This window comes from Roseateles oligotrophus (assembly GCF_014204525.1).
GTDB classification, from domain to species: domain Bacteria; phylum Pseudomonadota; class Gammaproteobacteria; order Burkholderiales; family Burkholderiaceae_C; genus Paucibacter_A; species Paucibacter_A oligotrophus_A.
This window is the reverse complement of the sequence record NZ_JACHLP010000012.1, coordinates 125,234-151,693: the sequence shown is the minus strand read 5'-3', so window position 1 is coordinate 151,693 and position 26,460 is coordinate 125,234. Positions and strand designations below refer to the sequence as shown.

22 protein-coding genes and 1 pseudogene are annotated in these 26,460 nt (G+C 65.7%); 18 read left to right on the top strand and 5 right to left on the bottom strand.

The annotated features are described in order from the left end of the window. Positions 1-11 precede the first annotated feature (11 nt). From ccsB to HNP55_RS22430, 3 genes are all read left to right on the top strand, one after another. Positions 12-1,370 (top strand): c-type cytochrome biogenesis protein CcsB, encoded by a 1,359-nt coding sequence (gene ccsB / locus HNP55_RS22440; protein ID WP_184304433.1) that lies wholly within the window; start codon positions 12-14, stop codon positions 1,368-1,370. Positions 1,371-1,477: 107 nt separating this feature from the next. After that, entirely contained in the window at positions 1,478-2,455 is a 978-nt protein-coding gene (gene msrP / locus HNP55_RS22435; RefSeq protein WP_184304390.1) for a protein-methionine-sulfoxide reductase catalytic subunit MsrP, read from the top strand. 7 nt (positions 2,456-2,462) lie between these two features. Beyond that, a complete protein-coding gene (locus tag HNP55_RS22430; protein ID WP_184304388.1) occupies positions 2,463-3,089 on the top strand; it encodes a sulfite oxidase heme-binding subunit YedZ in 627 nt (208 codons plus the stop codon). Here HNP55_RS22430 and HNP55_RS22425 read toward each other — a convergent pair. Further along, positions 3,045-5,141, bottom strand: a complete 2,097-nt coding sequence (locus HNP55_RS22425; RefSeq protein ID WP_184304387.1) for a prolyl oligopeptidase family serine peptidase — start codon at positions 5,139-5,141, stop codon at positions 3,045-3,047. The genes HNP55_RS22430 and HNP55_RS22425 overlap by 45 nt on opposite strands. Before the next feature lie 237 nt (positions 5,142-5,378). Here HNP55_RS22425 and HNP55_RS22420 point away from each other — a divergent pair, with 237 nt between their 5' ends. From HNP55_RS22420 to HNP55_RS22395, 8 genes and pseudogenes are all read left to right on the top strand, one after another. Beyond that, positions 5,379-5,675, top strand: coding sequence for a hypothetical protein (locus tag HNP55_RS22420; RefSeq protein WP_184304385.1), 297 nt, complete (start codon positions 5,379-5,381; stop codon positions 5,673-5,675). Positions 5,676-5,806: 131 nt separating this feature from the next. Continuing rightward, positions 5,807-5,929, top strand: coding sequence for a hypothetical protein (locus HNP55_RS24760; RefSeq protein ID WP_281385281.1), 123 nt, complete (start codon positions 5,807-5,809; stop codon positions 5,927-5,929). Between the two features lie 55 nt (positions 5,930-5,984). After that, positions 5,985-6,551, top strand: a pseudogene (locus HNP55_RS24490) (FAD-dependent oxidoreductase); the annotation flags it as partial. A 417-nt stretch (positions 6,552-6,968) separates the two neighbouring features. Next, the gene (locus tag HNP55_RS24485; protein ID WP_246448610.1) at positions 6,969-7,337 is read left to right on the top strand and encodes a dihydroneopterin aldolase; all 369 of its coding nucleotides are present in this window, start codon (positions 6,969-6,971) and stop codon (positions 7,335-7,337) included. Between the two features lie 7 nt (positions 7,338-7,344). Beyond that, positions 7,345-8,280, top strand: coding sequence for a tRNA 2-thiocytidine(32) synthetase TtcA (gene ttcA / locus HNP55_RS22410; RefSeq protein ID WP_184304381.1), 936 nt, complete (start codon positions 7,345-7,347; stop codon positions 8,278-8,280). Between the two features lie 91 nt (positions 8,281-8,371). Next, complete coding sequence (locus HNP55_RS22405; RefSeq protein ID WP_184304379.1) at positions 8,372-9,019, top strand: DUF4136 domain-containing protein; 648 nt, start codon at positions 8,372-8,374, stop codon at positions 9,017-9,019. 99 nt (positions 9,020-9,118) lie between these two features. Next, positions 9,119-10,495 carry a bifunctional UDP-N-acetylglucosamine diphosphorylase/glucosamine-1-phosphate N-acetyltransferase GlmU gene (gene glmU, locus HNP55_RS22400; protein ID WP_184304377.1) on the top strand — a complete coding sequence of 459 codons (1,377 nt, stop codon included), beginning with the start codon at positions 9,119-9,121 and terminating at the stop codon, positions 10,493-10,495. Between the two features lie 136 nt (positions 10,496-10,631). Further along, positions 10,632-11,102, top strand: a complete 471-nt coding sequence (locus tag HNP55_RS22395) for a hypothetical protein (RefSeq protein WP_184304376.1) — start codon at positions 10,632-10,634, stop codon at positions 11,100-11,102. 236 nt (positions 11,103-11,338) lie between these two features. Here the strand turns inward: HNP55_RS22395 and HNP55_RS22390 are convergent, their stop codons facing one another. Both HNP55_RS22390 and HNP55_RS22385 read right to left on the bottom strand, forming a co-directional pair. Next, entirely contained in the window at positions 11,339-12,211 is an 873-nt protein-coding gene (locus HNP55_RS22390) for a transposase (protein ID WP_184304374.1), read from the bottom strand. An 88-nt stretch (positions 12,212-12,299) separates the two neighbouring features. Further along, entirely contained in the window at positions 12,300-12,815 is a 516-nt protein-coding gene (locus HNP55_RS22385) for a thioredoxin family protein (RefSeq protein ID WP_184304372.1), read from the bottom strand. Between the two features lie 99 nt (positions 12,816-12,914). Between HNP55_RS22385 and HNP55_RS22380 the strand changes: the two genes are divergently transcribed. From HNP55_RS22380 to HNP55_RS22360, 5 genes are read left to right on the top strand one after another with little or no spacing between them, the layout of a single operon-like run. Continuing rightward, positions 12,915-13,841: a DUF808 domain-containing protein gene (locus tag HNP55_RS22380; RefSeq protein WP_184304370.1), complete on the top strand. Its 927-nt coding sequence runs from the start codon at positions 12,915-12,917 to the stop codon at positions 13,839-13,841. A 60-nt stretch (positions 13,842-13,901) separates the two neighbouring features. Further along, positions 13,902-14,129, top strand: coding sequence for a hypothetical protein (locus tag HNP55_RS22375; protein ID WP_184304368.1), 228 nt, complete (start codon positions 13,902-13,904; stop codon positions 14,127-14,129). Positions 14,130-14,146: 17 nt separating this feature from the next. After that, entirely contained in the window at positions 14,147-14,752 is a 606-nt protein-coding gene (locus HNP55_RS22370; protein WP_184304366.1) for a UPF0149 family protein, read from the top strand. Further along, positions 14,749-16,248, top strand: coding sequence for a M48 family metalloprotease (locus tag HNP55_RS22365; protein ID WP_184304364.1), 1,500 nt, complete (start codon positions 14,749-14,751; stop codon positions 16,246-16,248). Before HNP55_RS22370 ends, HNP55_RS22365 begins: the two co-directional genes overlap by 4 nt. 33 nt (positions 16,249-16,281) lie before the next feature. Further along, on the top strand, positions 16,282-16,860 hold the full coding sequence (locus HNP55_RS22360; protein WP_184304362.1) for a hypothetical protein: 579 nt from the start codon (positions 16,282-16,284) through the stop codon (positions 16,858-16,860). Positions 16,861-17,016: 156 nt separating this feature from the next. On the opposite strand, the gene HNP55_RS22355 is transcribed toward HNP55_RS22360, so the two are convergent. After that, positions 17,017-19,758: a S9 family peptidase gene (locus HNP55_RS22355; RefSeq protein ID WP_184304361.1), complete on the bottom strand. Its 2,742-nt coding sequence runs from the start codon at positions 19,756-19,758 to the stop codon at positions 17,017-17,019. A gap of 118 nt (positions 19,759-19,876) precedes the next feature. On the opposite strand from HNP55_RS22355, the gene HNP55_RS22350 reads away from it, so the two are divergent. Then, positions 19,877-20,209 carry a hypothetical protein gene (locus HNP55_RS22350; protein ID WP_184304359.1) on the top strand — a complete coding sequence of 111 codons (333 nt, stop codon included), beginning with the start codon at positions 19,877-19,879 and terminating at the stop codon, positions 20,207-20,209. Positions 20,210-20,346: 137 nt separating this feature from the next. After that, the gene (locus HNP55_RS22345; protein WP_221439740.1) at positions 20,347-20,775 is read left to right on the top strand and encodes a hypothetical protein; all 429 of its coding nucleotides are present in this window, start codon (positions 20,347-20,349) and stop codon (positions 20,773-20,775) included. Here the strand turns inward: HNP55_RS22345 and uvrA are convergent. After that, positions 20,772-26,420, bottom strand: a complete 5,649-nt coding sequence (gene uvrA / locus HNP55_RS22340) for an excinuclease ABC subunit UvrA (protein WP_184304357.1) — start codon at positions 26,418-26,420, stop codon at positions 20,772-20,774. The genes HNP55_RS22345 and uvrA overlap by 4 nt on opposite strands. Positions 26,421-26,460: the final 40 nt, after the last annotated feature.

The window sequence follows — 26,460 nt, the reverse complement described above, 5'->3', positions numbered from 1 at the left end:
TGGAATCGGGCATGACGGTCGGCCTGACCCAGAGCGCGCTGATAGGCAAACGCGCTTACTTCTCCGGCCGCACATGGCTGGACTGGGGTTTTGCCGCCCTGGTGCTGCTGGGCGGCCTGTTTGCCTTCTCGCGCTACGGCGCTTCGATGGACGGCTACGAAGAAGGCATCCTGCTCTTCACCCTGCCCAGCGTGATCGCCCTGGGCTGGTTCTGGCGGCCGCTGCGCTTGCTGATCCTGGCCGTCGGCGCCACCAGCTTGCTGACCATCCATTTGTACGGCCAGCACAGCGACGGCTTTGGCGCCGACCTGGCCGCCGCCGAGCAGGTGTTCTGGCTCAAATACATGCTGTCCAGCCAGAGTGCCATTCTGTGGATGAGCGTGCTCTTCTTTATGAGCACCTTGTTCTACTGGGCCGGCTTCTTCACCAGAAAAGGCAGCGACAGCGCGGCCGAGGCGATTGGCTCGCGCCTAAGCTGGGCGGCCGTCTTCATGGCCTTGCTGGGCACCATGGTGCGCTGGTTCGAAAGCCATCAGATCGCGCCCGATATCGGCCACATCCCGGTCAGCAATCTCTACGAAGTCTTCGTGCTGTTCTGCTGGATGACGGCCCTGTTCTACCTCTACTACGAAGCCCGCTTCAAGACCCGCGCCCTGGGCGCCTACGTCTTGCTGGTGATCAGCGCGGCCGTGTCTTTTTTGCTCTGGTACACGGTGGCGCGTGATGCGCACGAGATCCAGCCCCTGGTGCCGGCCCTGCAAAGCTGGTGGATGAAGATCCATGTGCCCGCCAATTTCGTCGGTTACGGCACCTTCGCCCTGGCCGCCATGGTGGGCCTGGCCTATCTGCTCAAGACCGCCAGCCAGCGCTCCTTGCTGATCGGCCTGGTGGGACTGCCGGCCGCCATCATCCTGGCGATCCTGGCGGCCCGCTTTGGCGCCGGCCTCGCACCCGATGTGATCGAAGGCCTGGACAGCTGGATGAGAAAGCTGGGCGGCCTGCTGCTCTTCTTCGGCCTGTGCATCGCCCTGCGCCGGCCCCTGACGGCCCGCCTGCCCGAGCTGGTGACGCTGGACGACCTGATGTACAAGGCCATCGCCCTGGGCTTTGCCTTCTTCACCATCGCCACCATCCTGGGCGCCTTCTGGGCCGCCGAGGCCTGGGGCGGCTACTGGAGCTGGGACCCCAAGGAGACCTGGGCCCTGATCGTCTGGCTTAACTACGCGGCCTGGCTGCATATGCGCTTGATGAAGGGTCTGCGCGGCACCGTGTCCGCCTGGTGGGCCCTGGGCGGCCTCTTGGTCACCACCTTCGCCTTCCTGGGCGTCAATATGTTCCTGTCGGGCCTGCATTCCTACGGCACGCTTTGAGCCCATCGCCCGGGGGCATCACCGCCCCTGCGGCAGAAATTTCCTTCATGGCGTAAGCTTTTGCGGCCCGGCACGACAGATGCCCAACCCCATCCGCAAAGGCCGCCATGAAGCACCCCTCTCTCGATCTGATTCCCGCCTCGGACATCACCCCCAAGGCAGTGTTTGAAGCGCGCCGCGACTGGCTGCGCCTGATGGCCGGCGGGGCCGCCGGCGTGGCCATGGCGGGCTGGGCAGGGCGTGAGGCGCAGGCGCAGAGTCCGGGCAAATTGGCCAAGCTGCCCGGCGCGCGCGGCAGCGTGCCCGGCGCCATGACGCTGGACAAGCTAACGAGCTACCAGGACGCCAGCACTTACAACAACTTCTACGAATTCGGCACCGACAAGGCCGACCCGGCCCGCACGGCCGGCAGCTTGCGTCCCCGGCCCTGGACGGTGACGGTGGAAGGCGAGGTCGGCAAGCCCGGCGTCTTCGATCTGGACAGCCTGCTCAAGCTCAGCCCCATGGAGGAGCGCATCTACCGCCTGCGCTGCGTGGAGGGCTGGTCCATGGTGATCCCCTGGGTGGGTTACTCCTTGGCCGAGCTGATCAAACGAGTCGAGCCTACGTCCAAGGCCAAGTTCGTCGAGTTCACCAGCCTGGCCGACAAGGCCCAGATGCCGGGCCTGCGCTCCGGCGTGCTGGACTGGCCTTATGTCGAGGGCTTGCGCATCGACGAAGCCATGCACCCGCTGACCCTGCTGAGCTTTGGCATGTATGGCGAGGTCTTGCCGAATCAGAACGGTGCGCCGCTGCGCCTGGTCCTGCCCTGGAAGTACGGCTTCAAATCGGCCAAGTCCATCGTCAAGATCCGTTTCGTCGAGAAGCAGCCGGTGAGCAGTTGGACCCGCGCGGCCGCACAGGAATACGGTTTCTATTCCAACGTCAATCCGCAGGTCGATCACCCGCGCTGGAGCCAGGCCAGCGAGCGTCGCATCGGCGAGGGCGGCCTGTTTGCCAAAAAGCGCCCAACGCTGATGTTCAACGGCTACGAGGCGCAGGTGGGCCAGCTCTACGCCGGCATGGATCTGAAGAAGAATTTCTGAGCCCGGCATGCAAAAGAACCGCTCGCCCTGGCTGCATCCCGCCGCCAAGCCCCTGCTGTTTGCGCTTTGCGCCCTGCCCCTGGCCTGGCTGGTCTGGGCCGCGGCAACGGACCGGCTGGGCGCCAATCCGGCCGAGGCCTTGATCCGTTCCCTGGGCGACTGGAGCTTGCGGGCCCTCTGCCTGACCCTGGCCATCACGCCGCTGCGCACGCTGGCGAACCTTCCCGCGCTGGCCCGCTTCCGGCGCATGCTGGGCTTGTTCGCCTTCTTTTACGTCAGCCTGCATCTGCTGGCCTATGGCTGGCTGGATATGGGGCTGGACTTGGGCGACATCGCCCACGACATCGCCAAACGCCCCTTCATCCTGATGGGCTTCACGGCCTGGGTCTTGCTGCTCCCCCTGGCAGCCACCTCCTTCAACCGCGCCATCAAGGCCCTAGGGGCCAGGCGCTGGCAGTGGCTGCACAAGCTGGTCTACCCCATCAGCCTGCTTGGCCTGGCCCACTTCATCTGGATGCGGGCCGGCAAAAACAATTTCGCCGAACCCGCCATCTATGGCGCGGTCTTGGCCGTCTTACTGGGCTGGCGCCTACTGCGGCGCTACAGCAGCCGCGGCGCCGCTCGTCTGGCCTGAGCTCAGGCTGGCCGGGCCAATGTGCTTGTCCAGGAACTTGAGCATGGTGGTGTAGAGCTCCACCCGGTTTTCCTGTTTGCCGTAGCCATGGCCTTCCTCGGGCTTGATCATCACGATCTCGGGCGGACGGCCGGCAGCCGTCAAGGCATTGACCATGGCCTTGGTCTGCTCCAAGGGGGTGCGCCTATCGTCCGCACCGGCGTAAATCATCAAGGGCACTTTGGAACGTCCGGCGTGCAAGGCAGGCGAGACCTCCTGGGCCACTTGCCAGTTGTCATCCTTCACCCCGATCAAGCGCTTCCAAAAGGCCACGCCCGACTTGCTGCCCGAAAAATCGGTGGCATTCGAAGTCAGCTGCAATTTCAGATCGCTGACCACCATGCCCGCCACCGCGCACTTGAACATATCGGCCGAGCGTATCGTGGCCCACAAGCTGGCATAGCCGCCATAACTGGCACCGCTGATGCACACCCGCTGCGGGTCGGTGAATCCCTGCGCGATGGCCCACAGCACGGCATCCTCATGGTCGTCCGACATCTTGCGGCCCAACTCGCCGAAACCGGCTTGGTAGACCTTGTGCCCCAGCTCCGGCGTGATGCGGAAATTGGGCAGGATGACGGCATAGCCACGTGAGGCCAGCAACTGCGCCTCCATGACACCAAAGCTGTTCAAAGCCCCCCAGCGATCGGCCCGCACATGGGGGCCGCCATGCACATGCAGCACGGTGGGCAGCCGCTGCCCAGCTTGATAGCCGGCAGGCAGGAAGTAGTAGGACGGAATCTCCAAGCCATCCCGCGTCTTCAGCAAAAAGGGCCGCATCTGGACCAGGTGTTTTTCCTCCACCTCGTCGCTGGATCGCAAAGCCTCCTCCAGCGTCTTCTTCTCGATGTCGTGGATGTAAAAGGTCGGCACCGAGCGGTCACTCGACACCATCACCAGATTGCGCGGGCCTTCGGTACTTTGAAAGCTCACCACCATGCCGGGAAACAAGGCCTCGAAGCCGGCCTGCAAGCGCGCATAAGACTCGTCGAAATAGGCGGTCTGCTGGCGTTCGTCGGCAAATACCAAGCCCACCACCTTGCGGGTCTTGGGGTCTATCTTGAGGCCGTCCTCGAGGTCGTAGCGCGGATGCGCGGCCACCGTCTCGCCAAACTTACCCTCATTCACCAGGTAACGATACAAACCGACGGTATCGCTACCGCGCCGCGCAGCCACGATCAGATCCTGATTGTTCTCCGCAAAGGCCTTGACGGACCAGCGCTCTCGGCTGCCGGGCTCAAAGCGAGCCACCTGCTTCCATGCGTCCGTCATTGAGGCACGGATCATCACCCGCGCGCCAGGGAACTCCTGCGGATCGTCCTCCTTGTCGGCCACCAGGGCCACACGCGGCACGCCTTGCTGATCGAGGATCCACTTCTGCACCAAGCCCGGTTGATCAAAGGTCAGCAGGTTTTTTTGCCCGGTGTCCAAGTTGACCCGGTAGATGTCGTTGGCCTTGGCTGAGCGGAAATTGCTCGCCACCAAGATCTCGTCAACGCTGTCGGGGGGCACCGCCAGAAACTCCATAAAACGGAGCTGAAAATTGCCTCGCCCGATCTGTTCGCGAATGGTGGGCTGCAATTTCCGAAAGCCCGTGCCATCTCGCTTGACGGTAAACAGGCCGCCGCCGTCGCCCGACTCCGGACCGGTGGGCGCATCCAGGCGCCCCAGGCTGAACACCAGGCGATCCGAGCCCACCCAGCGGAAGCTCACCACGTCAAAGTCGCTCATGCCGGTCAGCGCCGTGCCGGCCCGCGTCTTGAGGTCGATCACCATCAGATTGCGCTTGCCCTTCATGGGGGCCAACACAGCCAGGCGTTGACCGTCGGGGGAAAGGCTGGGCTGCGAAAAGCGGGGCGAAGCGACATAGGCCGACACGGGCAGCAAAGACTTGGCAGCCGCAGTCGTCGGCTGCTCCTGCTGCGCCCGCGCGGCTCCGGCCAAGGCCAGTCCGCTCAAGAACAAGGTTTGTGCCAAATTGCCGGCCAGCCGGCTCCATCGCTTCTTCGTCATTGCCTCTCCTCTGCGGTCATGTGTTTGCGTCTTCTCGGCCAGTCCCGGCGCGCAGCCAAGCGGCATATTCTGCCCCTGGCACCCTGCTGCGAAGCAAACGACTCTGCGGCAAGATACGGTGTCCGCACCCCACTAGTTGGAGTGGCTAACAAAAACTCAGTGCAGCGATCCTGGCAAGACGGTGTAACGACGTCAGCAGAGTTTTGTGAGCCGCCCTTAGCCCTGAACGAACCAGCCATGGAATCACCTCCCTCCCGCCTCGCCAAGCTGGCCGTTGCCGCCTTCTGTGCACTCTCCTGGCTGGGCGGCTGGCTGGTGGTGCATGGCGGCGGCTTCACGGCCTCGCTGGGCAAGCGTTCCAACTCGAATGTGTTTGTCGATGGCCCGGAGGCCGTTGTCATGGCCCTGCTGCAGCTGAGCGCCGCCGCCCTGGCCCTCACCTGGCTGCTGCGTTTGCGCCTGCCGCCGGTCCTGGCCATGGCCCTGGCCTTGAGCCTGGTGTTCCTGCCGCCGCTGCTATATATCTACGGCTGAGAGTTGGGGTCAGGCCGGCAACCGCGCTTCAACCGACCAGGGCCAGCCGGCATAGACCGCGGCGCTGATCAGGATGGAGCCTAGGCTTCATCCAGCAACTGGCCCGCCTGGACCTGGAGTGCGTGCGCTGCGTGAGACTGATCAGCGCCTGCTCCCACCACCTGCGTTTCTCGCCCTGGCCGGTGACCGTCAAGCACCACCTCAAGGCCATCTTCGCCAAGCTGACCGCGCACAGGCGGGCACGGAGGCCTTGAAGCAAGACAGCGGCCGAGCGGGGATAATCGCCACTTCCCCAGCCCCCGCCTCACCATGCCTCAGTCCGCCCCATCTTCAGCCTCCGTCGACCTCGCCATCATCGGCGGCGGCCCTGCCGGCTGCAGCGCGGCCTCCTGGCTGACGCAGCTGGGCCTCAGCGTCGCCCTGATCGAGCGCGAGCCCGAGCTTTGCGCCTCGCTGCAACGCCTGCAGTTCCCGCAAGACTGGCTGCTGGGCGCACCCGGCGAAACCCTGGCCACCCTGGGGCAGCGCTATGCGGATCAAACCCTGAACCTGCACGGCCTGCAACTCTTTTTGCAGCGCAGCCTCGACCATATGGACTGGCAACCCGGCCAGGGCTGGCGCCTGCGCCTGGACGATGGCCGCACACTGCAGGCCCGCGCCCTGCTGCTGGCCACCGGTTTGCGACCGCTGCGGCCCGAGCTCTTCTTCGCTGCGCACCAGGCACAAGCGCGTGTGATGGACGCCATTGCCCTGACCGCGCAACGCGAAACCCTCCCGCCGGGCCGCTGCCTGCTGCTGGGTGGCGGCGACAACGCGGTGGAAAACGCCCTCTACCTGCAGGCCCGCGGCCACCAGGTGACGCTCTGGTCGCGCAGCGACTGGCGCGCGCAGCAAGCCTTGCTGGATCGCCTGAACCCGCTGAGCCAGCACATCACCCTGCGCCCGCGCACCCCGCTGCCCTTCCGCCTCGATGCCGCCGAAGACCATGTGCAGCTGGAGTCGCGTGCCCATGGCCTGGAGAGCTTCGACCATGTGGCCGTGCTGCTGGGTTACGAGGCCGAGCCCGCAGCCTGGCTGCAGGTGGGCGACGCCCTGCAGCGCGCCGGCGTCACCGCGCCCTCCCACCCCTTCCGCGACGAGCCGCGCTTCGCGCCCCTGGGCCTCTTCGTGGCCGGCGACGCCAGCGGCCGCCAGCACCCCTGTGTGCAGACGGCGCTGGGCGATGGCGTGGTGGCGGCCAAGGCGATCGAAGCCTTTTTGCGCCCCTTGCAAGAAGGCCAACCCAGCCCGGCCCTGCGCCGCAACAACCGTCAGATCATCCATATCAGCGGCCTGCGCTTTGGCGCCAATCTGGGCGTGCTGGACTTCGAGCGCGAGGGCCCGCAACCCATTCTGGTCGATGCCGAGGTGAATCTGGGGGCGCAGACCATCGTCTCGCGCGACGCCGACATCGGCCATGTGCTGGACTACCGCCGCGTGCGCCAGATCATCATCGACGAATGCACGGCCGAACACACCGATCTGCTGGAAGCCTTGCTGGGCAAGCTCTGCACCCGCTTGATGAAGCTGGCCGGCGTGGTGGGCGTGCGCATCAAGGTGACCAAACTCGAAATTTTTCCCGACTGCCAGGTCGCAATCAGTGCCGAATGCGGCCAGTGGTGAAGCCCCTATGACTACCGAAACACTTCAGCAGACTCCCGATCAAGCCCAGGACAAGAAAATGTCCGTCGAGATCAACAAGCTCTCCAAGCGCCTGCACCGTCAGGTCGGCCAGGCCATCACCGACTACAACATGATCGAGGAGGGCGACAAGGTCATGGTCTGCCTATCCGGCGGCAAGGACAGTTATGCCATGCTGGACATCTTGCTGAATATGCAGCAGCGCGCGCCCATCAATTTCGAACTCGTGGCCGTCAATCTGGACCAGAAACAGCCCGGCTTCCCCGAGCATGTGCTGCCCGAATACCTGAAGTCGCGCGGCGTGCCCTTCCACATCGAGGAGCAGGACACCTACTCCATCGTCAAGCGCCTGGTGCCCGAGGGCAAGACCACCTGCAGCCTGTGCTCGCGCCTGCGCCGCGGCAATCTCTACCGCGTGGCCAGCGAGCTGGGTGCCACCAAGATCGCCCTGGGCCACCACCGCGACGACATCGTCGTCACCCTGTTGCTGAATATGTTCTTCGGCGCCCGCATGAAGGGCATGCCGCCCAAGCTGGTCAGCGACACCGGCTCCCATGTGGTGATACGCCCGCTGGCCTATGTGGCCGAACCCGATCTGGTGCGCTGGGCAGCGCACCGCGAGTTCCCCATCATTCCCTGCAATCTCTGCGGCAGCCAGGAGAACCTGCAGCGCGTGCAGGTCAAGGCCATGATCAACGAGTGGGAAAAGAAATACCCCGGCCGGGTGGAAAACATGTTCACCGCCATGAGCAAGGTCGTGCCCTCGCACATGATGGACCGCGAGCTCTTCCCCTTCCAAACCATCAAAGCCACCGGCGTACCCGACCCGCAAGGCGATATCGCTTTTGACGAGGACGAGGCCTGCGGCACACCGGCCAGCCAAACAGTTAGCGCCGTGATACCGCTGCAGCGCGAGCCCGGCTGAGCTTTGTTCGCTCGGCAACCAAACAGATACAAACGGCTTGCAAAATCGGCCGACAATCCCGGGGTCGAGAAGATCCTTTGAGGAGATCGCCATGAACCGTCGCCGTTTGTTTTCCCTGGGTCTGGGCCTGATTGCCGCCGCGACCCTGGCCGCTTGCAGCGGGCCGTATACGGTCAGCAGCGAGGTGGCCACCTACGGCAGCTGGGCCGAGGCCCGCAAGCCCGGCAGCTTTGCCTTTGACCGCCTACCCTCGCAGCAGGAAAACGGCCAGGTCTCGGCGCTGCAAGCGCGGATGGAGGACAGCGCCCGCGCCGCCCTGCAAAAGGCGGGCTTCACCGAAGCGCCCGAGCCCAAGTCGGCCGACTATCTGGTCTCGCTGGGCGCACGCATCCAAGCGCAGGACCGCGCCCCCTGGGACGACCCCTTGTGGTGGCGCTGGCATGGCAGCTACAGCTCCTGGCGTTTTGGCTATGGACCCGGCGCCTGGCCCTACCGGTCCGGCTTTGGCCTCGGCTTTGCCTACCCCGTCGATGTCATGGATCGCCGCTTCGACCGCTCGGTCGCCGTACTGATCCGTGACCGCCAGAGCGCCGAACCGCTGTTCGAGGCCCGCGCCAGCAACGAGGGCGCCACCCAGGGCGACGCCGGCCTGCTCGGCGCCATGTTCAGCGCCGCACTGAGCGAGTTCCCCAAGGTGGATCCCAAGCCCCGCCGCGTGTCGGTGCAGGCCATGCGCTGAGGCAAACTCGGCCGATTCCCCCTCTTGAGGGGCCGCAACAAGCCCGTCAAGCGAGCCAGCCATAATCGCGGCTTCATCCTAGAAGTCGCGATTTTTCTTATGGCGCTGAATATTGTCATCATGGCTGCGGGCAAAGGCACCCGCATGAAGTCCGCCCTGCCCAAGGTCTTGCACAAGCTGGCCGGACGTTCGCTGCTGCAACATGTGCTGAACATGACCTCAGGCCTGGCGGCCCAGCGCAGCGTGGTGATCACCGGCCATGGCGCGGATGAGGTCGAGGCCGCCGTTGCGGCGCCGCAGCTGAGCTTTGTGCGCCAAATGCCCCAGCTCGGCACCGGCCACGCCATCCAGCAGGCCGTGCCGGCGCTGGAAGGCGAAGGCACGACGCTGATCCTCAACGGCGATGTACCCCTGATCAAGCAAGCCACCGCCCAGCGCCTCATCGACGCCTGCGAGGGCCGCGCCCTGGTGCTGCTGACCATCCATCTGCAAGACCCGACGGGCTATGGCCGCATCCTGCGCGATGCCGAGGGCGCGGTGCTGGGCATCAAGGAACACAAGGACGCCACGCCCGCAGAGCGTGCCATCCGCGAAGGCTATACCGGCATGATGGCCGCCCCCACCGGCGCGCTCAAGCGCTGGGTTGGCCAGCTGAACAACAACAATGCTCAGGGCGAGTACTACCTGACCGATATCGTCGCCATGGCCGTGGCCGAGGGCGTGCCGGTGCTGGGCGTCGCCGCACCCAATGAGACCGAGGTGCTGGGCGTCAACAGCCCCGTGCAATTGGCGGACCTGGAGCGCCGCTTCCAGCGCGAACAAGCCCATGAGCTGATGGAGGCCGGTGTGCGCCTGGCCGACCCGGCGCGCTTTGATCTGCGCGGCCAGCTGCAATGTGGCCAGGACGTGGAGATCGACGTCAACTGCGTGTTCGAAGGCGAGGTCAGCCTGGGCGACAACGTTCGCATCGGCGCCCACTGCGTGATCCGCAATGCCAGCATCGCGGCCGGCGCGCGCATCCATGAGTTCACCCATATCGACGGCGAAAAGGCCGGTGTCAAAGTGGGCACGGGCGCCCTGATCGGCCCCTTCGCCCGCCTGCGCCCAGGCGCTGATTTGGGGGCCGAGGTGCATATCGGCAACTTCGTCGAGGTCAAGAACTCCAGCCTGGCCAAGGGCGCCAAGGCCAATCACCTGGCCTATCTGGGCGACGCCACGGTGGGCGAGCGCGTCAACTACGGTGCTGGCTCCATTACCGCCAATTACGACGGCGCCAACAAGCACCGCACCGAAATCGGCGCCGACGTGCATGTGGGCTCCAACTGCGTGCTGGTGGCCCCCATCACCATCGGTGCCGGTGCCACCATAGGCGGCGGCTCCACCATCACCAAGCCCGTGGGCGCGGGCGAGTTGAGTGTGGCGCGAGGCAAACAAGTCAGCATTGCCGGCTGGAGCCGCCCGCTCAAGAAGCGCTGACAAAGCCGGCTGCCGCGTGATAATTGCACGGCAGCCATGCCTGAACTCAGCGCCACCCCTCGCCCGGGGGGCGCGCCGCCCAGGCCCAGCTTGCTAGCATCCAGAATCAGGCCGTAGCTGGTAGTAGAGGCAAATCATGGCGCGCAAACCGACGACACCGACCTCCGGGTCACCGCTGGCAACAGAGCCCAGCTCTGGCAATGCCTTTGCCGACGTCGCGGCCCTGCCCCCCGCCTTTGCCGATCTGGACGCTCAAGTCGCCCAACAAGAGCAACGCGCCCGCAGCATTGCCCTGGAAGCCCAGGCCCTCTATCACGCCCAATGCGATAACGCCGCCCAGGCCTGCTGGTATCTCTGCCGCAGCCTGGGCCAGGCCCGGCAGCTGGAAACCGAGGGCGAGCCCACGCTGGAACTGCTGTTCCAACTGCTGGGAGCCCTGGCCGACCTGCCGGCCGAAGTGTGCAGCACCCCCATGCCCGAGCAAGTCGGTGCCGACAATCTGGGTGTGTTTGAACTCTGTGAACAACTCGCCGCCGCGCGCGCCTTGAGCGAAGAAGCCTGGGTAGACGCCGAACTGGCCGCCCCCAAGCAGGCGCTCACTCACTGAGCCGAAACAGCTCAGATTCCGTCCGAAAAGCAGGCTTCGGGCGATTGGCGGCGGCTGATTTAACGCGCTTTCCACACTGCACAAATTTGCGGCAATGCGTTGAAGCACTTGTCATATCAATGACTTATTGCCACTGTGTTCAGCTTACCCACGCACTTGTCCACAGCGGGCGGGGATAGGCGGAAACAAGCCCACAGGCGCAAAACTTGTCCACAGCTTATGCAAGCAAGCTGAGCTCACACCCCCTGCTTGCGCTCATAGCTTGCGACGATGCGGCTAACGCGGGAAACCGACAGATCCATGGCCCGCGCCATGGCGCTCATGGCCAGGCCGCCCTCGGTATGGGCACGGTAAAGAGCTTGCTCGCGTGAGTCGCTTTGCAGCAGCCAGTCCTGCAGGGACAGTGCCCGCCCCAGCTTGCCGGCGCGCGTGGGCCTGGCCAGGCCTTCGGCCCGGGTCGCCTGAGCCAGGCAGGCGCGGGCAAAAGCCTCGTCGCCCAGAAAAATCTGCTGCCTCAAACGGCCGGCCCACAGATCAAAACCCGGGTCGGAGGCCAGCAACCGAGCGTAAGCTTGCATGGCCCGGCGACGGTCGGCCAGGCCATGTAATTCACGTCCCAACACATAACGCCACAAACCATCTGATTCAAGCCAAACGGGCGTGGGCACCGAGCCGGTATGCGCGGCAAAGCTGGACCAGGGCCATTGCGCCGGAGATCGACACAAGCCCTGCCGCAGCGGCGCCAGCTCGACATAGCGGCAGGCGTCCAGCAGATGCCGCTCCCGATCCACCAGCACGGCCCTGAAGCGCCCGTGGAACAAGGCGCCCTGGCTGCCATGGCGGCGGTTGTGATGCTGGGTGTAGACCCCGCCCAGATGGCGCATCAGGCGCGAGAGATTCGCGCGGCGCGTGAAGACGAGGATTTCATACTGATCGCCCAAGAGGCTGTAGGCCAGCAGCTGCGCGTCGAAACGCTGCATGCTTTGGGCGATCAGCTCGACCAGGACGGCGCGGTCCTGATCATCGGCAAAGGCCAGAGTTCCTGGTTCGCACCGGGAGCTGACGTGATACGCGGCGCCAGGGAATTCAATGCGAGGAGGACGTGCCATGGGGCGAAAGGTAGTCCACCCCGCAGCAAAAGGCAAGATCTGACCCCGAAGCCAGCGCTTGCCTGCGATTTACCGTCTGTTTTGAGGGTCAGGGCTTGCCATGCAAGCCTTCCAGGACTTTGAGCACCGCCTCGTCGCCCATATTGCGGGCATCGGCCAGCTCGCCGCCATTGCTGGCGCGCAGCACCTCGCCATCGCTCTTCAGCACGGCCACGGCGGGAATGCCTTTCTTCAAAGACACACCCATCTGGGCGGCCAGATCGGTATTGCGGTTGAAACGGCCCACATCGACCTTGAGCACCAGCAAGCGCTTGGTCACATGGGCGGCCAACTGGCCTTCGCTCATCTTGCGGTCCAGGGCGCGGCAGTCACCGCACCAGTTGGCGCCAAACACCACCAGCACATTCTTGTGTTGGGCATTGGCGACGCTGAGGGCCTGATTGAGATCGGCGCGCGCATCGGCCTGCTCGTTGTAGACAGGTTTGAGCACGGGGGCCGAAGCGGCAGCGACGGGCGTTTGAGCCCGCGCAGCCGAGGGAGCAAGATGCAGGGCGAGCAGGGCCAAGACGGCCCAACTCGCAACAGGGTTCAGCGATTTTTTCATGCAGAGGCCTCCTCGGTGAGAATGCGCGGCAGTTTGCCACGCACGCCGACAGCCCGGCGCAGCACTTTTCATTGAAGCTTTGTTGAAAGAAAACATCCCATGGCGGCCTCCAGCCTCTTGCTCCTGATCGACGACATCGCCACCATCATGGACGACGTCGCCACCCTGTCCAAACTCGCCGCCAAGCAGACCTCGGGCGTGCTGGGCGACGACCTGGCCCTGAACGCCCAGCAAGTCAGCGGTGTGGCCGCCGAGCGCGAATTGCCGGTGGTCTGGGCCGTGGCCAAGGGCTCGTTCAAGAACAAGGCCATCCTGGTGCCGGCCGCCCTGGCCATCAGCGCCTGGGCGCCCTGGGCCGTCACGCCACTGCTGATGGTGGGCGGCGCCTTCCTCTGCTTCGAGGGCTTCGAGAAGATCGCCCACAAATACCTGCACAGCGCCGAGGAACTGAGCCAGCAGCACGCCGCCCTGAAGGCCGCGGCCCTCGACCCGCAGCAAGACCTGCTGGCCTTTGAGGCCGACAAGGTGCGCGGCGCCGTGCGCACCGACTTCATCCTCTCGGCCGAAATCATCGCCATCACCCTGGGCACCGTGGCCGCCTCCAGCTTCACGACCCAGGTGCTGGTGCTCAGCGGCATCGCCATCGTGATGACGGTGGGCGTTTACGGTCTGGTGGCCGGCATCGTCAAGCTGGACGATGCCGGGCTCTACCTGAGCCGCCGCCCGGGCCAGGCCTCGCAAGCCATCGGCCGCATGCTGCTGGCGGCCGCGCCCTGGTTGATGAAGGCCTTGGCCATTGCCGGCACGGCCGCCATGTTCCTGGTGGGCGGCGGCATCCTGGCCCATGGCCTGCCCTTTTTGCACGGGCTGCCCGCCCTGCTGGGCGCCGCCCTCGGGCCTCTGCAGTGGCTGGGCGAGTTGCTCAGCAACGGCCTGATCGGCGTCGTCGCCGGCGCCCTGACCCTGGCCGGCGTCAGCGGGGTGCAGCGATTGCGGCGTGGCTTTGGCGGCGGCAAAGCGGCATAGTTGCCCTATCCCGGCGTCGGCATCGAGGCCCTGGCTAGCGACAAAAGGTAGGATTGCGCCATGAAAGTTCACACTATCGAAATCCAGAAGTTCAAGGCCGCCAGCAACAATGTGCACGGTCAGATGATCTTCAAGGTCGACGCCATCGTCACGCCCAAGGCCCCGATCGAAGGCATAGAACCTAGCACCCTGATCACGCTGACCGAGGCCAATGCCCGTGTGTTGATGGCCTTGCTGAAGACCCAGCTGGCCGAGTTTGACAGCAAAAAAGCCCGCAGCCGATTCTGAATCACGACGATCCCAAGATGGAATACCCGCAATACGATCCCCAGTCCGAGCACCTGCCGCTCAGCGACGAAGAGCTGTCCACCCTGGACGATATGCTGGGCCGCCTGCCCAATGAAGACGCGATGAATATCGAGGCGCTGGACGGCTACCTCGCCGGCCTGCTGCTGAGCCCCCAGCCGCTGCAAACCCTGGCCGGCGCGACCTGGCTGCCCCCGGTCTGGGGCGGCGACGGCGCGGGCGAGGGCGAGCACCACCCCTTTGTCAGCGGCAAGCAGAAGAAGCGCGTGCAACTGCTGGTGCTGCGCCATCTGCGTGCCATCGCCTGGCAGTGGCAGGCCAAGCCCGAACTGTGGGAACCCATCTTCAGCATCGCCGAGCAGGACGAAGGCGAAGAAGACCTGGTGGACGCCGAGGTCTGGGCCCTGGGCTTTATGGCCGCCGTCGAGCTGGCGCCCGCCGCCTGGGCAGCCCTGTTTGCCGACGCCCAGACCGGCCCCCTGCTGGCCCCCATCGCCCAGTTGGGCAGCGAGGGCGACAAGCTCAGCGACGGCGAGCGCGACGAACTCAGCCGCGCCGTGCTCGACAAGGTCCTGCAACTCTGGGCCCTGCGCTCGAGCACATGAAGGCACAGCTAAGCGCCCTGGCCCTGGCCGCCCTGCTAGCGGCCTGCGGCAGCACCATGGTCAACCCGGTGACGGGCCAGGCCGAACGCACGGTGATGGACGAGGCCAGCGAAATCGCCGAGGGCGCCAAGGCCCACCAGCAGGTGCTGCAGGAATACACAGCCCTGGCCGACCCCAAGCTGCAAGCCTATGTCAACGAGCTGGGCCAGCGCCTGGCCAAGCAGTCGCACCGCGCCCACCTGACTTGGCATTTCACCGTGCTGGACAGCCCCGAGGTGAACGCCTTCGCCCTGCCCGGCGGCTATGTCTACGTAACGCGCGGCATCATGGCCTATCTGGACAGCGAGGCCGATTTGGCCGGCGTCATCGGCCATGAGATCGGCCACGTCACCGCCCGCCACGGCGCGCAACGCGCCACCCGCCAGCAGACCGCCGGCATCGGCGTGCTGGCCGCCAGCGTGCTGGGCGTGGTGCTGGAATCGCAAGGTGTGGGCGGCGCCACCGAGTTGCTGGGCCAGGCCTCGCAAACGGCGGCCGCCGGTTACATCGCCAGTTATGGCCGCGACCAGGAGTTGCAGGCCGATCAACTGGGAGCCGAATACCTGTCGCGCAGCCATTACCGCCCGCAGAATATGGTGGATGTGATCGGCGTGCTCAAGCAGCAAGAGCGCTTTGCCGCCGACCAGGCCAAGGCCGAGGGCCGCCAGGCCGCCAGCCAGAACAGCTGGCTGGCCTCCCACCCCAGCAACGACCAGCGCCTGGCGCAGATCCGCGAGATCGCCAGCCAGTACAAGGCCGTCGATGCCAACTACCAGGACGACGGCGCGGAACGCTATCTCAAGGCCATCGAAGGCATGCCCTTCGGTGAAAGCGCCGAACAAGGCCTGAGCCGGGGCAGCAACTTCTATCACACCGGTTTGGGGCTGGCCATCAGCGCGCCCATGGGCTGGAAAATCAATAACAGCGCCGAGGCCCTGAGCCTGCTCAGCCCGCAAGGCGATGCCGCCCTGGTGTTGCGGCCCATCCCGCCCAAGGCCGGTGGCTCGCATGAAGACATCCTGCGCCGCCTGCTCAAGCCCGAGCAAGGCCAGATCGACAAGCTCAGCCTCAACGGCCTGCCCGCCAGCCATTTCAGCGGCGTGGTGCGTAACGCCCAAGGTCAGCGGCAAACGGTGGAACTGACCCTGGTCGACGGCCCCAAGCAGCAGCAATACGCCTTGCAATACCTGGGCCGCGACGCCGGCGCGCTCTACCGCGCCAAGCCGCAGATGCGCGAGGCCGAAGCCAGCTTCCGCGCCCTGACCCCCGCCGACCGCAAGGCCGCCCAGCCCTGGATGCTGCGCACCCAAGCCTTCCCCGCCGGCGGCTTTGCGCAACTGGCCAAGGCCTCACCGCTGGGCGAGCGGGCCGAGGCGCAGCTGCGTTTGCTGAATGGGGCGCTGGATAGCGAGCCCAAGCTGGGGACCAAGGTGAAGGTGGTGACGACAAGGCCGTGAGTTGCTGAGACCTGCTAGGCAAGAACGATTCTCATGAAAGCTTTAAGCCTGTCTGTACGGAAGCGTCTGCAACTTGTGCTGCTCGGCCTCATGGCGGCATCCACAGCCACCGCCGATTGGCGGCCGCCAGGACCACCCATTCACGAGCAAATGATCCTCGCACTGCTGCGAGGTGAGGTTCCCGCCGTCGCCACTCAGTTCCCCGTCAAACCCACGGGTAGCTACGGAGACGCCAGGACTGTCATTGCCAGCCTCAATGCGATGCTTGCCGAGCTGGGCTCGCTGTCCCAGGTACAAAGCGTGGAGGCCCTACCCACGGTGAATTTCGCAACGCTGCGCATTCAGGCCCTCGGCAAAAGGGTCGAGCGGTTACGGAGAGTCAGTCTGGTAGGCGTGCACTCTCAACGATTCGGTAAGGTGTACTTCCGACTTGCAGAACCCATGGACTACGGTGCGGTAAAACTTGAGTGGATGGAGCTCCTGATCCCAGCACAAAGTCCCGGCTCTGCCGAGCAAGCCCGCTTGCTCATTGCTGCCGCAAGTCAAGCGCAAGCGGCTGCAATGGCCCACCCATCATTTGAGCTTGCTGACATCAAAAGCAAGCGTCCATAGAGCCAATCAGCGACTTGAAACAAGCGCGCCTAGCCCGGTAACTCAAGGAGAGATCACCACGCCGCATTCACGCCGACGGATACAAAAAGGCGAGTCTCCCGACTCGCCTTTTTCACATCTGCACCTCACAAACCAGGCGCAATCAATCTCCAGCCCTTACTTGGCAGCCTTGCCCTGCACCGTGCCCAGATGCTGCAACCAGAACTGCTCATACTTGCGGTGCCAACCCACGGCCTTGACGGCGCCGCCCATGCCGTGCTCGCCGTCCGGGTCCAGATACAGATCGACCAGGCCGTCCTTGCCCGATTCCAGCAAGGCGCGGTAGACGTTCACCGTGTCCTGGTACAGGACGTTAGGGTCCATCATGCCGTGCACCAGCAGCAAAGGCTTGCGCAAGCCCTTGGCCATGGGCAGCAAGGAGTATTTACGCAGATTGGGCTTGCTTCGGTCCACCTTGCCGATGGTGCGGCCGCTGTACCAGCTGTTGTAGTTCTCCCATTCGGTCGGGCCGGCGCCGGCGATGCCGGCGGCGAACAGATCGGGTTTGCTGAACATGGTGTACTGGGTCTGGAAGCCGCCAAAGCTCCAGCCGTTCAGGCCCACACGCGCCGGGTCCACGCCGAAGTTGGCCACGGCATGCTTGTAAGCGTCTTCCAGGTCCTCGGTCTGCGGCAGGCCGGCCTGCTCCCAGTTGGCGTCGGAGAAGCGGCGGCCGTAGTTGGAGTGGCCGCGGGTGTCCACCGCCACCGTCACATAGCCATGCTTGGCGGCCATATACATGCCGAAGACATAGGCCGTGGGCTGGAAGCTGTCGGCCTCCACCGTGTGGCGGTCGTTCAAGGGGCCGCCGTAGACATACATCACGGCCGGGCGGCGGTCGCTCGCCTGCCAGCCCTTGGGCTTGAAGACAAAGGCCGAGATCTCATCGCCATGGCGGTTCTTGAAACTGAAGCGCTCGGGGCGCAGCACATCGACCTTGGCCCAGGCCTTGTCGTGGCTGTCGGTCAGCACCTTGGCGGCTTCGGGCTGGGCCTTGTCAGCCTTCAGCAGCTTGAGCTCGGGCCGGGCCGACCACTGGCCGGCATTGGCCGCCGCCCATTGGCCGTCGCGCGAGACCACGGCGCCGCGGTGGTAATCGCCCGCCTGGCCCAGGGCCTGCATGCCGCCATCCGCCAGATTGACGCGGTAGACATTCATGGCCGCGAAATCGCCCTTGTTGGCGGTGACGAAGAGGCTCTTGCTGTCGGGCGTGAAGCCGAGCACGTTGTGAGCCTCGAAATTGCCCTTCAGCAGGGGGCGCAGCGAGCGGGCCGCGATGTCCCAGGCATAGGGTTGACGGTAGCCGGCATCGTCCAGCGCCAGCACGATCTGCTTGCCGTCGGGGGTGAACTCGGGGTCCATCACATTGACGACCTCGTGGCCCAGATCGCCACGGCGCTCCAGCACGATTTCGGGCTTGGCGGACTCGTCGGCACGGCCCACATAGAGGCGGAACAGCTCCTTCTCGCGCTCCCAGGTGGCAAAGGCGTAGCGGCTGCCATCGCGCGCCCAGGCCACGGGGCTGATCTCAAACCAGCCGTCGCCACCGGCCTGGGTGAACACGGGCTCCGCCTGTTTGCGCGGCGCGGCATCGCCGGCGGGCACCTGGCGGATATAGATTGCCAGCGGCTTTTGCTTGCGCTTGTCGTCGGAGACCTCGCGGTCCACCTTCTTGGCCTTGGCCCAGCGCTCGGCGTAATCCATGATTTCGACCTTGCGGCCCTCGGCCTCGGGCAGGGGCTTGCCCTCGGGATCAAGCAGAGGGGCGCGCGCCACCAAGGCCATCCAGCGGCCGTCTTCGCTCAGCGTCGTGGCGTCGATGCGGTACTTCTTCTCGGCGTCGTCGGCGTGGATCAGTTCGCGGTTCAGCACCTGCACACCGGCTTGCGCCAGCTTGGCACGCAGCACGCGCTTGTCGTCCATGAAGACATAGCCCTGGTCATCGGGTGTGTAGGCGACGATGCGCAGATCACGCTGGGTGGCCAGCAGGGGCTGCAGCTTGGCATTGGCGTCTGCAGCGTTGTAGCGGAACAGGCTGCCGCGGTATTGCAGGATCAGCTCGTCCTTCTGGTTTGCCCAGACGATTTGCGTCACGCCGGGGTAGAGGTCACCGGGCTTGAGCTTGTTCTTGGCCAGGCTCTTCTTCAGCTCGTCACGCAGCTCCCACAGCTCCTTGTCCTTCTCGGGCTTGGTCTCGGCCTTGGCGGCGGCAGAGGCCGCGGCGGCCGCAGGCACAGGCTTGCCGGCACGCCGGGCTTCCAGCGCGGCCATGGCGGCCTTCTCGGCTTCCGCCTCGGCCTTGTCCTTGGCCTTCTGGGCTTCGTCCTTGGCCTTTTTCTCGGCCAATTCCTTCTTCACCCGCTCCAGGGCGGCGGCTTCCCACTGGCCCAGGTCCACATTCTTGCCCTGCAGATAGGCGGCTTGCGCCTCTTCCTTGGCCTGGCGCTCGGCCAGCTCCGCGCGCTTTTGCGCCAGCTTTTTGTCAAAGCGCTCCAGATCCTCGGGGGCGTCGAAGGCGCCCATCAGGGCGCGCGAGGTCACGCGCTGGGTCTTGCCCGTCTTGGTGTCATGCACATAGAGGTCGGTACCGGGCTCGCCGAAGGGGTTCCACAGATATGCCAGGTAGCGGCCGCTGCGGCTGAACTTGGGCTCCTTGGCGTTCTCGCCCCGGTAAGACTCGGCGCGGAACAACTGCTCCAGGCTCAGGTCCTGGCCTGCCACCGCGCTCGTTGTGGCTTGCGTGGGCGTGCCCTGCTGGGCCACCGAGGCCATGGCAAAGGCGCCGAGCAGCGCTGCCGTCAGGCAGCTGAGCGCCAGCTTGCTGGTCTTGTTGATTCCGTTCTTTGCTTGGTAAGCCAATTCACTCGCTCCTATTGCTTCACCCCGATCAGGGAAGCGCGCATTTTAAGAATAGACGGCCGCCTGGCCGTTAGTCATGAATGACGGCCCAGCGGGCTTGTCCTAAACTCCAGCTTCTATGCCAGCCACCTATACCTTTGGCCATCTGCTCGCCGCCCTGACCCTGCTGGTGTGCCTGGGGATGGCCCTGCACATGCTGCTGAGCCCCGCCAAGCAAAGACGCGTCAACACGGCCTTGCGCCAGTTGCTGCAGCGCCTGCGCCATGGCGCACAGGATGCCCGGCAATGGCGCCGCCGCAAGCAGGTGGAGAAGTCGGCCGCCGAAGAGGCCGCCGCCGCCATCCGCCGGGCCAAGAGCAAGCCCGAGGGCAGCTGGGACGGCAATGTCTACCGGCCCAAAAACTTCCAGCAGCCGCCGGACGGCAAGAAAGACAAAGGCCGCCTTCATTGATTGAGGCTCCAGGTCTGCGGGCAGATCTTGCTGCCCGCGCGATTGCGTGAGCAAAGGTAAGTGCGGTCGGCCAAGAGCTTCGCTGCGGCGTTAGGCTGTCAGACCAAAGTTCTTGCCCCCCTCCCTGGAGACCTCTGATGAAGCATTCAAACACCAAACAATGGCTGGCCGGCCTGGCCCTGGGCCTGTTAGGCGCCCAGGCCATGGCGGCCGATGTGGGCGTGTCCGTGACCGTGGGCCAGCCCGGCTTTTACGGCCGCATCGATATCGGCGCCCCGCCACCCCCCGCGGCCTTTATCTACGCCCAGCCCGTCATCGTCCAGCAGGTGCGCGGCCCCGCCTACGCCCCGCTCTATCTGCGCGTGCCGCCCGGCCACGAGAAGCACTGGGACAAGCATTGCCGCCGCTACGATGCCTGCGGCCGCCCGGTCTATTTTGTGCGCGACGACTGGTACCAGCGCAACTACGGTGAGCGCCGCGAGGGCCGCCGCGATGATTGGGACGATGACCGAGGCCACGGCCATGGCAAGGGTCATGGCCATGGTCGGGGACACGACCGGGACTAAACCCGGTTCAGCACCGGCCGCAAGGCCAGGCCGGTGTGCGAGCCGGCGGCCACCACGGCCTCGGGCGTGCCCTGCACCACCACGGCGCCACCCGCCGTGCCGCCCTCGGGCCCCAGGTCTATGACCCAGTCGGCCTCGGCGATGACGTCGAGGTCGTGCTCGATCACCACCACCGAATGCCCGCCCGCCACCAGGCGGTGCAGCACGCGGATCAGGCGCTCCACATCGGCCATATGCAGGCCCACCGTGGGCTCGTCCAGCACGTAGAGCGTGTGCGGCGCCTTCTGGCCACGGCGGCCGACCTCGTCACGCACCTTGACCAGCTCGGACACCAGCTTGATGCGCTGGGCCTCGCCGCCCGACAGCGTGGGCGAGGGCTGGCCCAGGGTCAGATAGCCCAGGCCCACATCCTGCAAGAGCTTGATGGGGTGGTGGATGGCCGGCATGGCGGCGAAGAACTCGACCGCCTCGTCCACCTCCATGGCCAGCACATCGCCTATGCTTTTGCCGCGCCAGCTGACGCCCAGGGTCTCGGGGTTGAAACGCTGGCCATGGCATTGCTCGCACAAGACCTTCACATCGGGCAGAAAACTCATCGCGATGGTGCGCATGCCCTGGCCCTCGCAGCCCGGGCAGCGGCCCTCGCCGGTGTTGAAGCTGAAGCGCGCCGGCGCATAGCCGCGCGCCTTGGACTCCAGGGTCTCGGCAAACAGCTTGCGGATGGCATCCCAAAAGCCGATATAGGTGGCGGGGCAGGAGCGCGGCGTCTTGCCGATGGGGGTCTGGTCCACCTCCAGCACGCGGTCCACCAATTCATGACCCTCGATGCCGGCACAGCCCTTCCAGGGATTGGGCGCTTTGCGCAGCGGCACGGCCTGGGCCATATTGCCCAACAGCACATCGCGGGCCAGCGTGCTCTTGCCGCTGCCCGACACGCCGGTGATGGCCACCAGGCGGTGCAGGGGCACGTCCACCGTGACCTGGCGCAGATTGTGCAGCGTCGCCTCCAGCACCCGCAGACGGGGCGCATCGGCCAGCATCTCGCGGCGCGCCTGCAGGGGGTGGATCAGGGGCTGAGCCAGGAAGCGGCCGGTGACCGAATCCGCCACCAAGGCCAGCTCGGCCGCCGAGCCCTGGGCCACCACCTGGCCACCGCGCTTGCCGGCGCCGGGGCCGATGTCGATGATGTGGTCGGCGCGGCGTATCGTGTCCTCGTCATGCTCCACCACGACCAGGGTATTGCCCTTGTCGCTGAGGGTGGACAAGGCCTTCAACAGAATCTGGTTGTCGCGCGGATGCAGGCCGATGGTGGGCTCGTCCAGGATGTAGCAGACCCCTTGCAGATTGCTGCCCAACTGCGCGGCCAGGCGTATGCGCTGGGCCTCGCCACCCGACAAGGTGGGTGCGGCGCGGTCCAGGGTCAGATAGCCCAGGCCGACTTCTTCCAGAAACTCCAGCCGGCCGCGGATCTCGCTGAGCACATCGCGGGCGATGTCGGCATCGCGCCCCTGCAGCTGCAGGCTCTGCACCCAGGCCCGCGCCTCGGCCACGCTCCAGCCGGCCACCGTGCTGATGGCTTGCGCTTCAAAAGTAACGGCACGGGCGGCCGGATTCAGGCGCGCGCCCTGGCAGTCCGGGCAGGCCTGGTCCAGCAGGCCTTCGACCTCGGCCTCCTCGCCCGCAAAGCTCTGCTCCCTGCCCTTGTTGTCCTTGTCGGGGGCGGAGTCATCCAAGGCCTTGCGCTGCTCGCGCGTCAGGGCCAAGCCCGTGCCCACGCAGCTGGTGCACCAGCCATGCTTGGAGTTGTAGCTGAACATGCGCGGGTCCAGCTCGCCATAGCTGGTGCCGCAAGTCGGACAGGCCCGCTTGGTGGAGAAGACCTTGACCGTGCCCAACCCTGCCGTGCTCTGGCCCGCCGCCTGCGCGGCCTTCAGGCCGTCCAGCGGCGCCAGCAGGTGCAGCACGCCCTTGCCCAGGTCCAGGGCACGGGCCAGCAGCTCGCGCAGCTCGGCCTCCTTGTCCAGCGAAATCAGCAGATCACCCACCGGCAGCTCCAGCGTGTGCTCCTTGAAGCGGTCCAGGCGCGGCCAGGGGGCGGTGGGCAGGAATTCGCCATCCACCCGCAGATGGGTGTAGCCGCGCGCCTTGGCCCATTTGGCCAGGTCGGTGTAGAGGCCCTTGCGGTTGACGACGAGCGGCGCCAGCAGGCCCACATGCTGGCCCTTGTGATCCCGCATCAGCTGGGCGGCGATGGACTCCACGCTTTGCGGCCGCACCGGCGTGCCGTCGTGCATGCAGTGCTGCACGCCTAACTTCACATACAGCAGGCGCAGAAAGTGCCAGACCTCGGTGGTCGTGGCCACCGTGCTCTTGCGCCCGCCACGGCTGAGCCGCTGCTCGATCGCCACCGTGGGCGGTATGCCCCAGACGGCGTCCACCTCGGGCCGGCCCGCCGGCTGCACGATGGAGCGGGCATAGGCGTTGAGCGACTCCAGATAACGGCGCTGACCCTCGTTGAACAAGATGTCAAAGGCCAGCGTGGACTTGCCCGAGCCCGAAACCCCGGTGATCACATTGAACTTGCCGCGCGGGATGCTGACATCCACGGACTTCAGGTTATGTTCGCGCGCATTGACGATGCGGATGTTCTCCTCGGCCTGGCGGCGCGCCCGCAGCAGGCTCTGCAGCGGCCGACCTTCCTCCACCTTCAACGCCGGCCTGTCCATCTGCTCGGAATACTCGCGCAAGGCCAGGGCCGTGTGCGAGCGGGCATGCTCCTTCACCTGCTCGGGCGTGCCCTGGCAGACGATCTCGCCACCCTGCTCGCCGCCCTCGGGGCCGAGGTCGATCAACCAGTCCGCCGCCCGTATCACATCGAGGTTATGTTCGATGACGATCAGTGAGTGGCCGGCGCCCAGCAGCTTGCGCAGGGCGCGCATCAGCTTGGCGATGTCGTCGAAGTGCAGGCCGGTGGTGGGCTCGTCGAAGAGGAAGAGCGTGCCCTTTTTGGCCAGGGCCTGGCGTGGCTTGCTGGCGGCCTCGGCCAAAAAGCCGGCCAGCTTGAGGCGCTGCGCCTCGCCGCCGGACAGCGTGGGCACCGGCTGGCCCAACTTCAGATACTCCAGGCCCACATCGACGATGGGTTGCAGCTTGGACACGACCTCGCGCTGCTCCTTGAACAAGGCCACGGCCTCGCTGACCGTCAACTCCAGGATGTCGGCCACGCTCAGCTCGCGGCCGCCCAGGTTCAGCTTGACGTCCAGCATCTCGGCGCGGAAGCGCCGGCCATCGCAGTCCGGGCAGCGCAGATAGACGTCGGAGAGGAATTGCATCTCCACATGCTCGAAGCCCGAGCCGCCGCAGGTCGGGCAGCGGCCGTCGCCGGCATTGAAGGAGAAATGCCCGGCGGTGTAGCTGCGCTCGGCCGCCAGCGGCGCGGCGGCCAGCAGCTTGCGGATCTCGTCGAAGGCGCCCACATAGCTGGCCGGGTTGGAGCGCGCTGTTTTACCGATCGGCGATTGATCGACAAACACCGCGTCGGCCAACCAGTCGGCGCCCAGCAGGCCCTCATGCTGGCCGGGCGCCTCGCTGGCCGCGCCGAAATGGCGGGCCAGGGCCGGGTACAGAACGTCCTGCATCAGCGTGCTCTTGCCCGAGCCCGAGACGCCCGTCACCACCACCATGCGCTGCAGCGGGAACTCCACCGTGACATTGCGCAGATTGTGTTCGCGCACGCCCGCCAGGATGAGCTTGGGCGTGCTGCCGTCGACCGGCCGCTTCAAGCCCATGCCCACATGCTTGCGCGCGCCCAGATAGGCACCGGTCAAGGTGTCGGCCGCGCGGATCGCCTCGGGCCTGCCGTCGAAGACGATCTGGCCGCCACGCTCGCCCGGGCCGGGGCCCATATCGATCAGGCGGTCGGCCGCCAGCATCACGGCCGGGTCGTGCTCCACCACCACCAGGGTGTTGCCGGCATCGCGCAGGCGCTGCATGGCCTCGACGATGCGCTGCATATCGCGCGGGTGCAGGCCTATGCTGGGCTCATCCAGCACGAACAAGGTGTTGACCAGGGAGGTGCCCAGGGCCGTGGTCAGGTTGATGCGCTGCACCTCGCCGCCGCTCAGCGTGCGGCTCTGGCGGTCCAGGGTCAGGTAGGCGATGCCCACATCGCAGAGGTATTTGAGGCGCTTGCGGATCTCGTCCAGCAAGAGCTTGAGCGCCTCGTCCAGCAGGCCGCTGGGCAGTTGCAGCTCGTCGACAAAGCGGCGCAGGCGGTGCAGGGGCAGTTGCATCAAATCGTGCAGGGCCAGGCCGGGCAAGGCCTGCAGCTGGGCCGGCGTCCAGTCCACGCCCATGGGCATGCAGCGCTGCTCGGGCGGCAGCACGGCATCGGCCAGGGCCTTGGAGCCCACCCGCCACAGCAAGGCCTCGGTCTTCAACCGCGCACCGCCACAGGCGCTGCAGGGGGTGTAGCTGCGGTATTTGGACAAGAGCACGCGGATGTGCATCTTGTAGGCCTTGCTCTCCAAGTATTCGAAGAAGCGTTTGATGCCGTACCACTGCTTGTTCCAGTTGCCGGTCCAGTTGGGCGAGCCATTGATGACCCAGTCGCGCTGGGCCTGGGAGAGCTGGTTCCAGGCGGTGTCGCGCGGGATGCCGGCATCGCCCGCATAACGCAGCAAGTCCTCGAAGCTGTCCTTCCAGGCCGGGGTGCTGAGGGTCTTGACGGCGCCGTTGCGCAAGGTCTTGCGCTCGTCCGGGATCACCAGGCCCAGGTCCACCCCGATGACGCGGCCAAAACCCCGGCAGGTTTCGCAAGCGCCCAGGCTGGAGTTGAAGGAGAACAGCGGCGGCTGCGGGTCCTGGTAGCGCAGATCGCTTTCCGGGCAATGCAGGCCGGTGGAGTAGCGCCACATGGCCGGCTCACCCCCCTCTTCATGGTCCAAGACGTAAACATTGAAGCGCCCGCCGCCGCGCTTGAGGCATAACTCGATGGCCTCCATCACCCGCTGCTTGTCGGCGCCCTGCAGGCGCAATCGATCAGCGACGACATCCAGAAGCTTGTGCGGCCCGCTGGGCGTGGCCACTTCGCGCTGGGCTTGAATCCGGGTAAACCCGGAAGCCGACAGCCACTGCTCCACCTGCTCGGCCGAGGTGTTGCCGGGCAGCTCGACCGGGAAGGTCAGGGCCAGGCGAGGGTTGGCGGCGGCCGTGCGGGCCAGCAGCTCGGCGTAAATGCTTTGCGCCGTGTCGTGGCGCACCGGGGCGGCGGTCTTGCGGTCGAACAGCTCGGCGGCGCGGGCGTAGAGCAGCTTGAGGTGGTCGTTCAGCTCCGTCATCGTGCCCACGGTGGAGCGCGAGGTGCGCACCGGATTGGTCTGGTCGATGGCGATGGCGGGCGGGACGCCCTCCACCTTGTCCACGGCCGGCCTGTCCATGCGGTCCAGGAACTGGCGGGCATAGGCGGAGAAGGTCTCCACATAGCGGCGCTGGCCCTCGGCGTACAAGGTGTCGAACACCAGACTGGACTTGCCCGAGCCGCTGGGGCCGGTGACCACGGTCAACTCGCCCGTGTGCAGATCCAGATCAAGGTTCTTGAGATTGTGTTGGCGGGCACCGCGGATGCGGATCAGACCTTCGGACATGGGAGCTACCTGCTGACGCTGGGAGCAGGCATTCTAGAGA

Coding starts and splice junctions, on each gene's coding strand:
- ccsB (WP_184304433.1), top strand. CDS start 12: ATGACGGTCGGCCTGACCCAGAGCGCGCTGATAGGCAAACGCGCTTAC.
- msrP (WP_184304390.1), top strand. CDS start 1,478: ATGAAGCACCCCTCTCTCGATCTGATTCCCGCCTCGGACATCACCCCC.
- HNP55_RS22430 (WP_184304388.1), top strand. CDS start 2,463: ATGCAAAAGAACCGCTCGCCCTGGCTGCATCCCGCCGCCAAGCCCCTG.
- HNP55_RS22425 (WP_184304387.1), bottom strand. CDS start 5,141: ATGACGAAGAAGCGATGGAGCCGGCTGGCCGGCAATTTGGCACAAACC.
- HNP55_RS22420 (WP_184304385.1), top strand. CDS start 5,379: ATGGAATCACCTCCCTCCCGCCTCGCCAAGCTGGCCGTTGCCGCCTTC.
- ttcA (WP_184304381.1), top strand. CDS start 7,345: ATGACTACCGAAACACTTCAGCAGACTCCCGATCAAGCCCAGGACAAG.
- HNP55_RS22405 (WP_184304379.1), top strand. CDS start 8,372: ATGAACCGTCGCCGTTTGTTTTCCCTGGGTCTGGGCCTGATTGCCGCC.
- glmU (WP_184304377.1), top strand. CDS start 9,119: ATGGCGCTGAATATTGTCATCATGGCTGCGGGCAAAGGCACCCGCATG.
- HNP55_RS22395 (WP_184304376.1), top strand. CDS start 10,632: ATGGCGCGCAAACCGACGACACCGACCTCCGGGTCACCGCTGGCAACA.
- HNP55_RS22390 (WP_184304374.1), bottom strand. CDS start 12,211: ATGGCACGTCCTCCTCGCATTGAATTCCCTGGCGCCGCGTATCACGTC.
- HNP55_RS22385 (WP_184304372.1), bottom strand. CDS start 12,815: ATGAAAAAATCGCTGAACCCTGTTGCGAGTTGGGCCGTCTTGGCCCTG.
- HNP55_RS22380 (WP_184304370.1), top strand. CDS start 12,915: ATGGCGGCCTCCAGCCTCTTGCTCCTGATCGACGACATCGCCACCATC.
- HNP55_RS22375 (WP_184304368.1), top strand. CDS start 13,902: ATGAAAGTTCACACTATCGAAATCCAGAAGTTCAAGGCCGCCAGCAAC.
- HNP55_RS22370 (WP_184304366.1), top strand. CDS start 14,147: ATGGAATACCCGCAATACGATCCCCAGTCCGAGCACCTGCCGCTCAGC.
- HNP55_RS22365 (WP_184304364.1), top strand. CDS start 14,749: ATGAAGGCACAGCTAAGCGCCCTGGCCCTGGCCGCCCTGCTAGCGGCC.
- HNP55_RS22360 (WP_184304362.1), top strand. CDS start 16,282: ATGAAAGCTTTAAGCCTGTCTGTACGGAAGCGTCTGCAACTTGTGCTG.
- HNP55_RS22350 (WP_184304359.1), top strand. CDS start 19,877: ATGCCAGCCACCTATACCTTTGGCCATCTGCTCGCCGCCCTGACCCTG.
- HNP55_RS22345 (WP_221439740.1), top strand. CDS start 20,347: ATGAAGCATTCAAACACCAAACAATGGCTGGCCGGCCTGGCCCTGGGC.
- uvrA (WP_184304357.1), bottom strand. CDS start 26,420: ATGTCCGAAGGTCTGATCCGCATCCGCGGTGCCCGCCAACACAATCTC.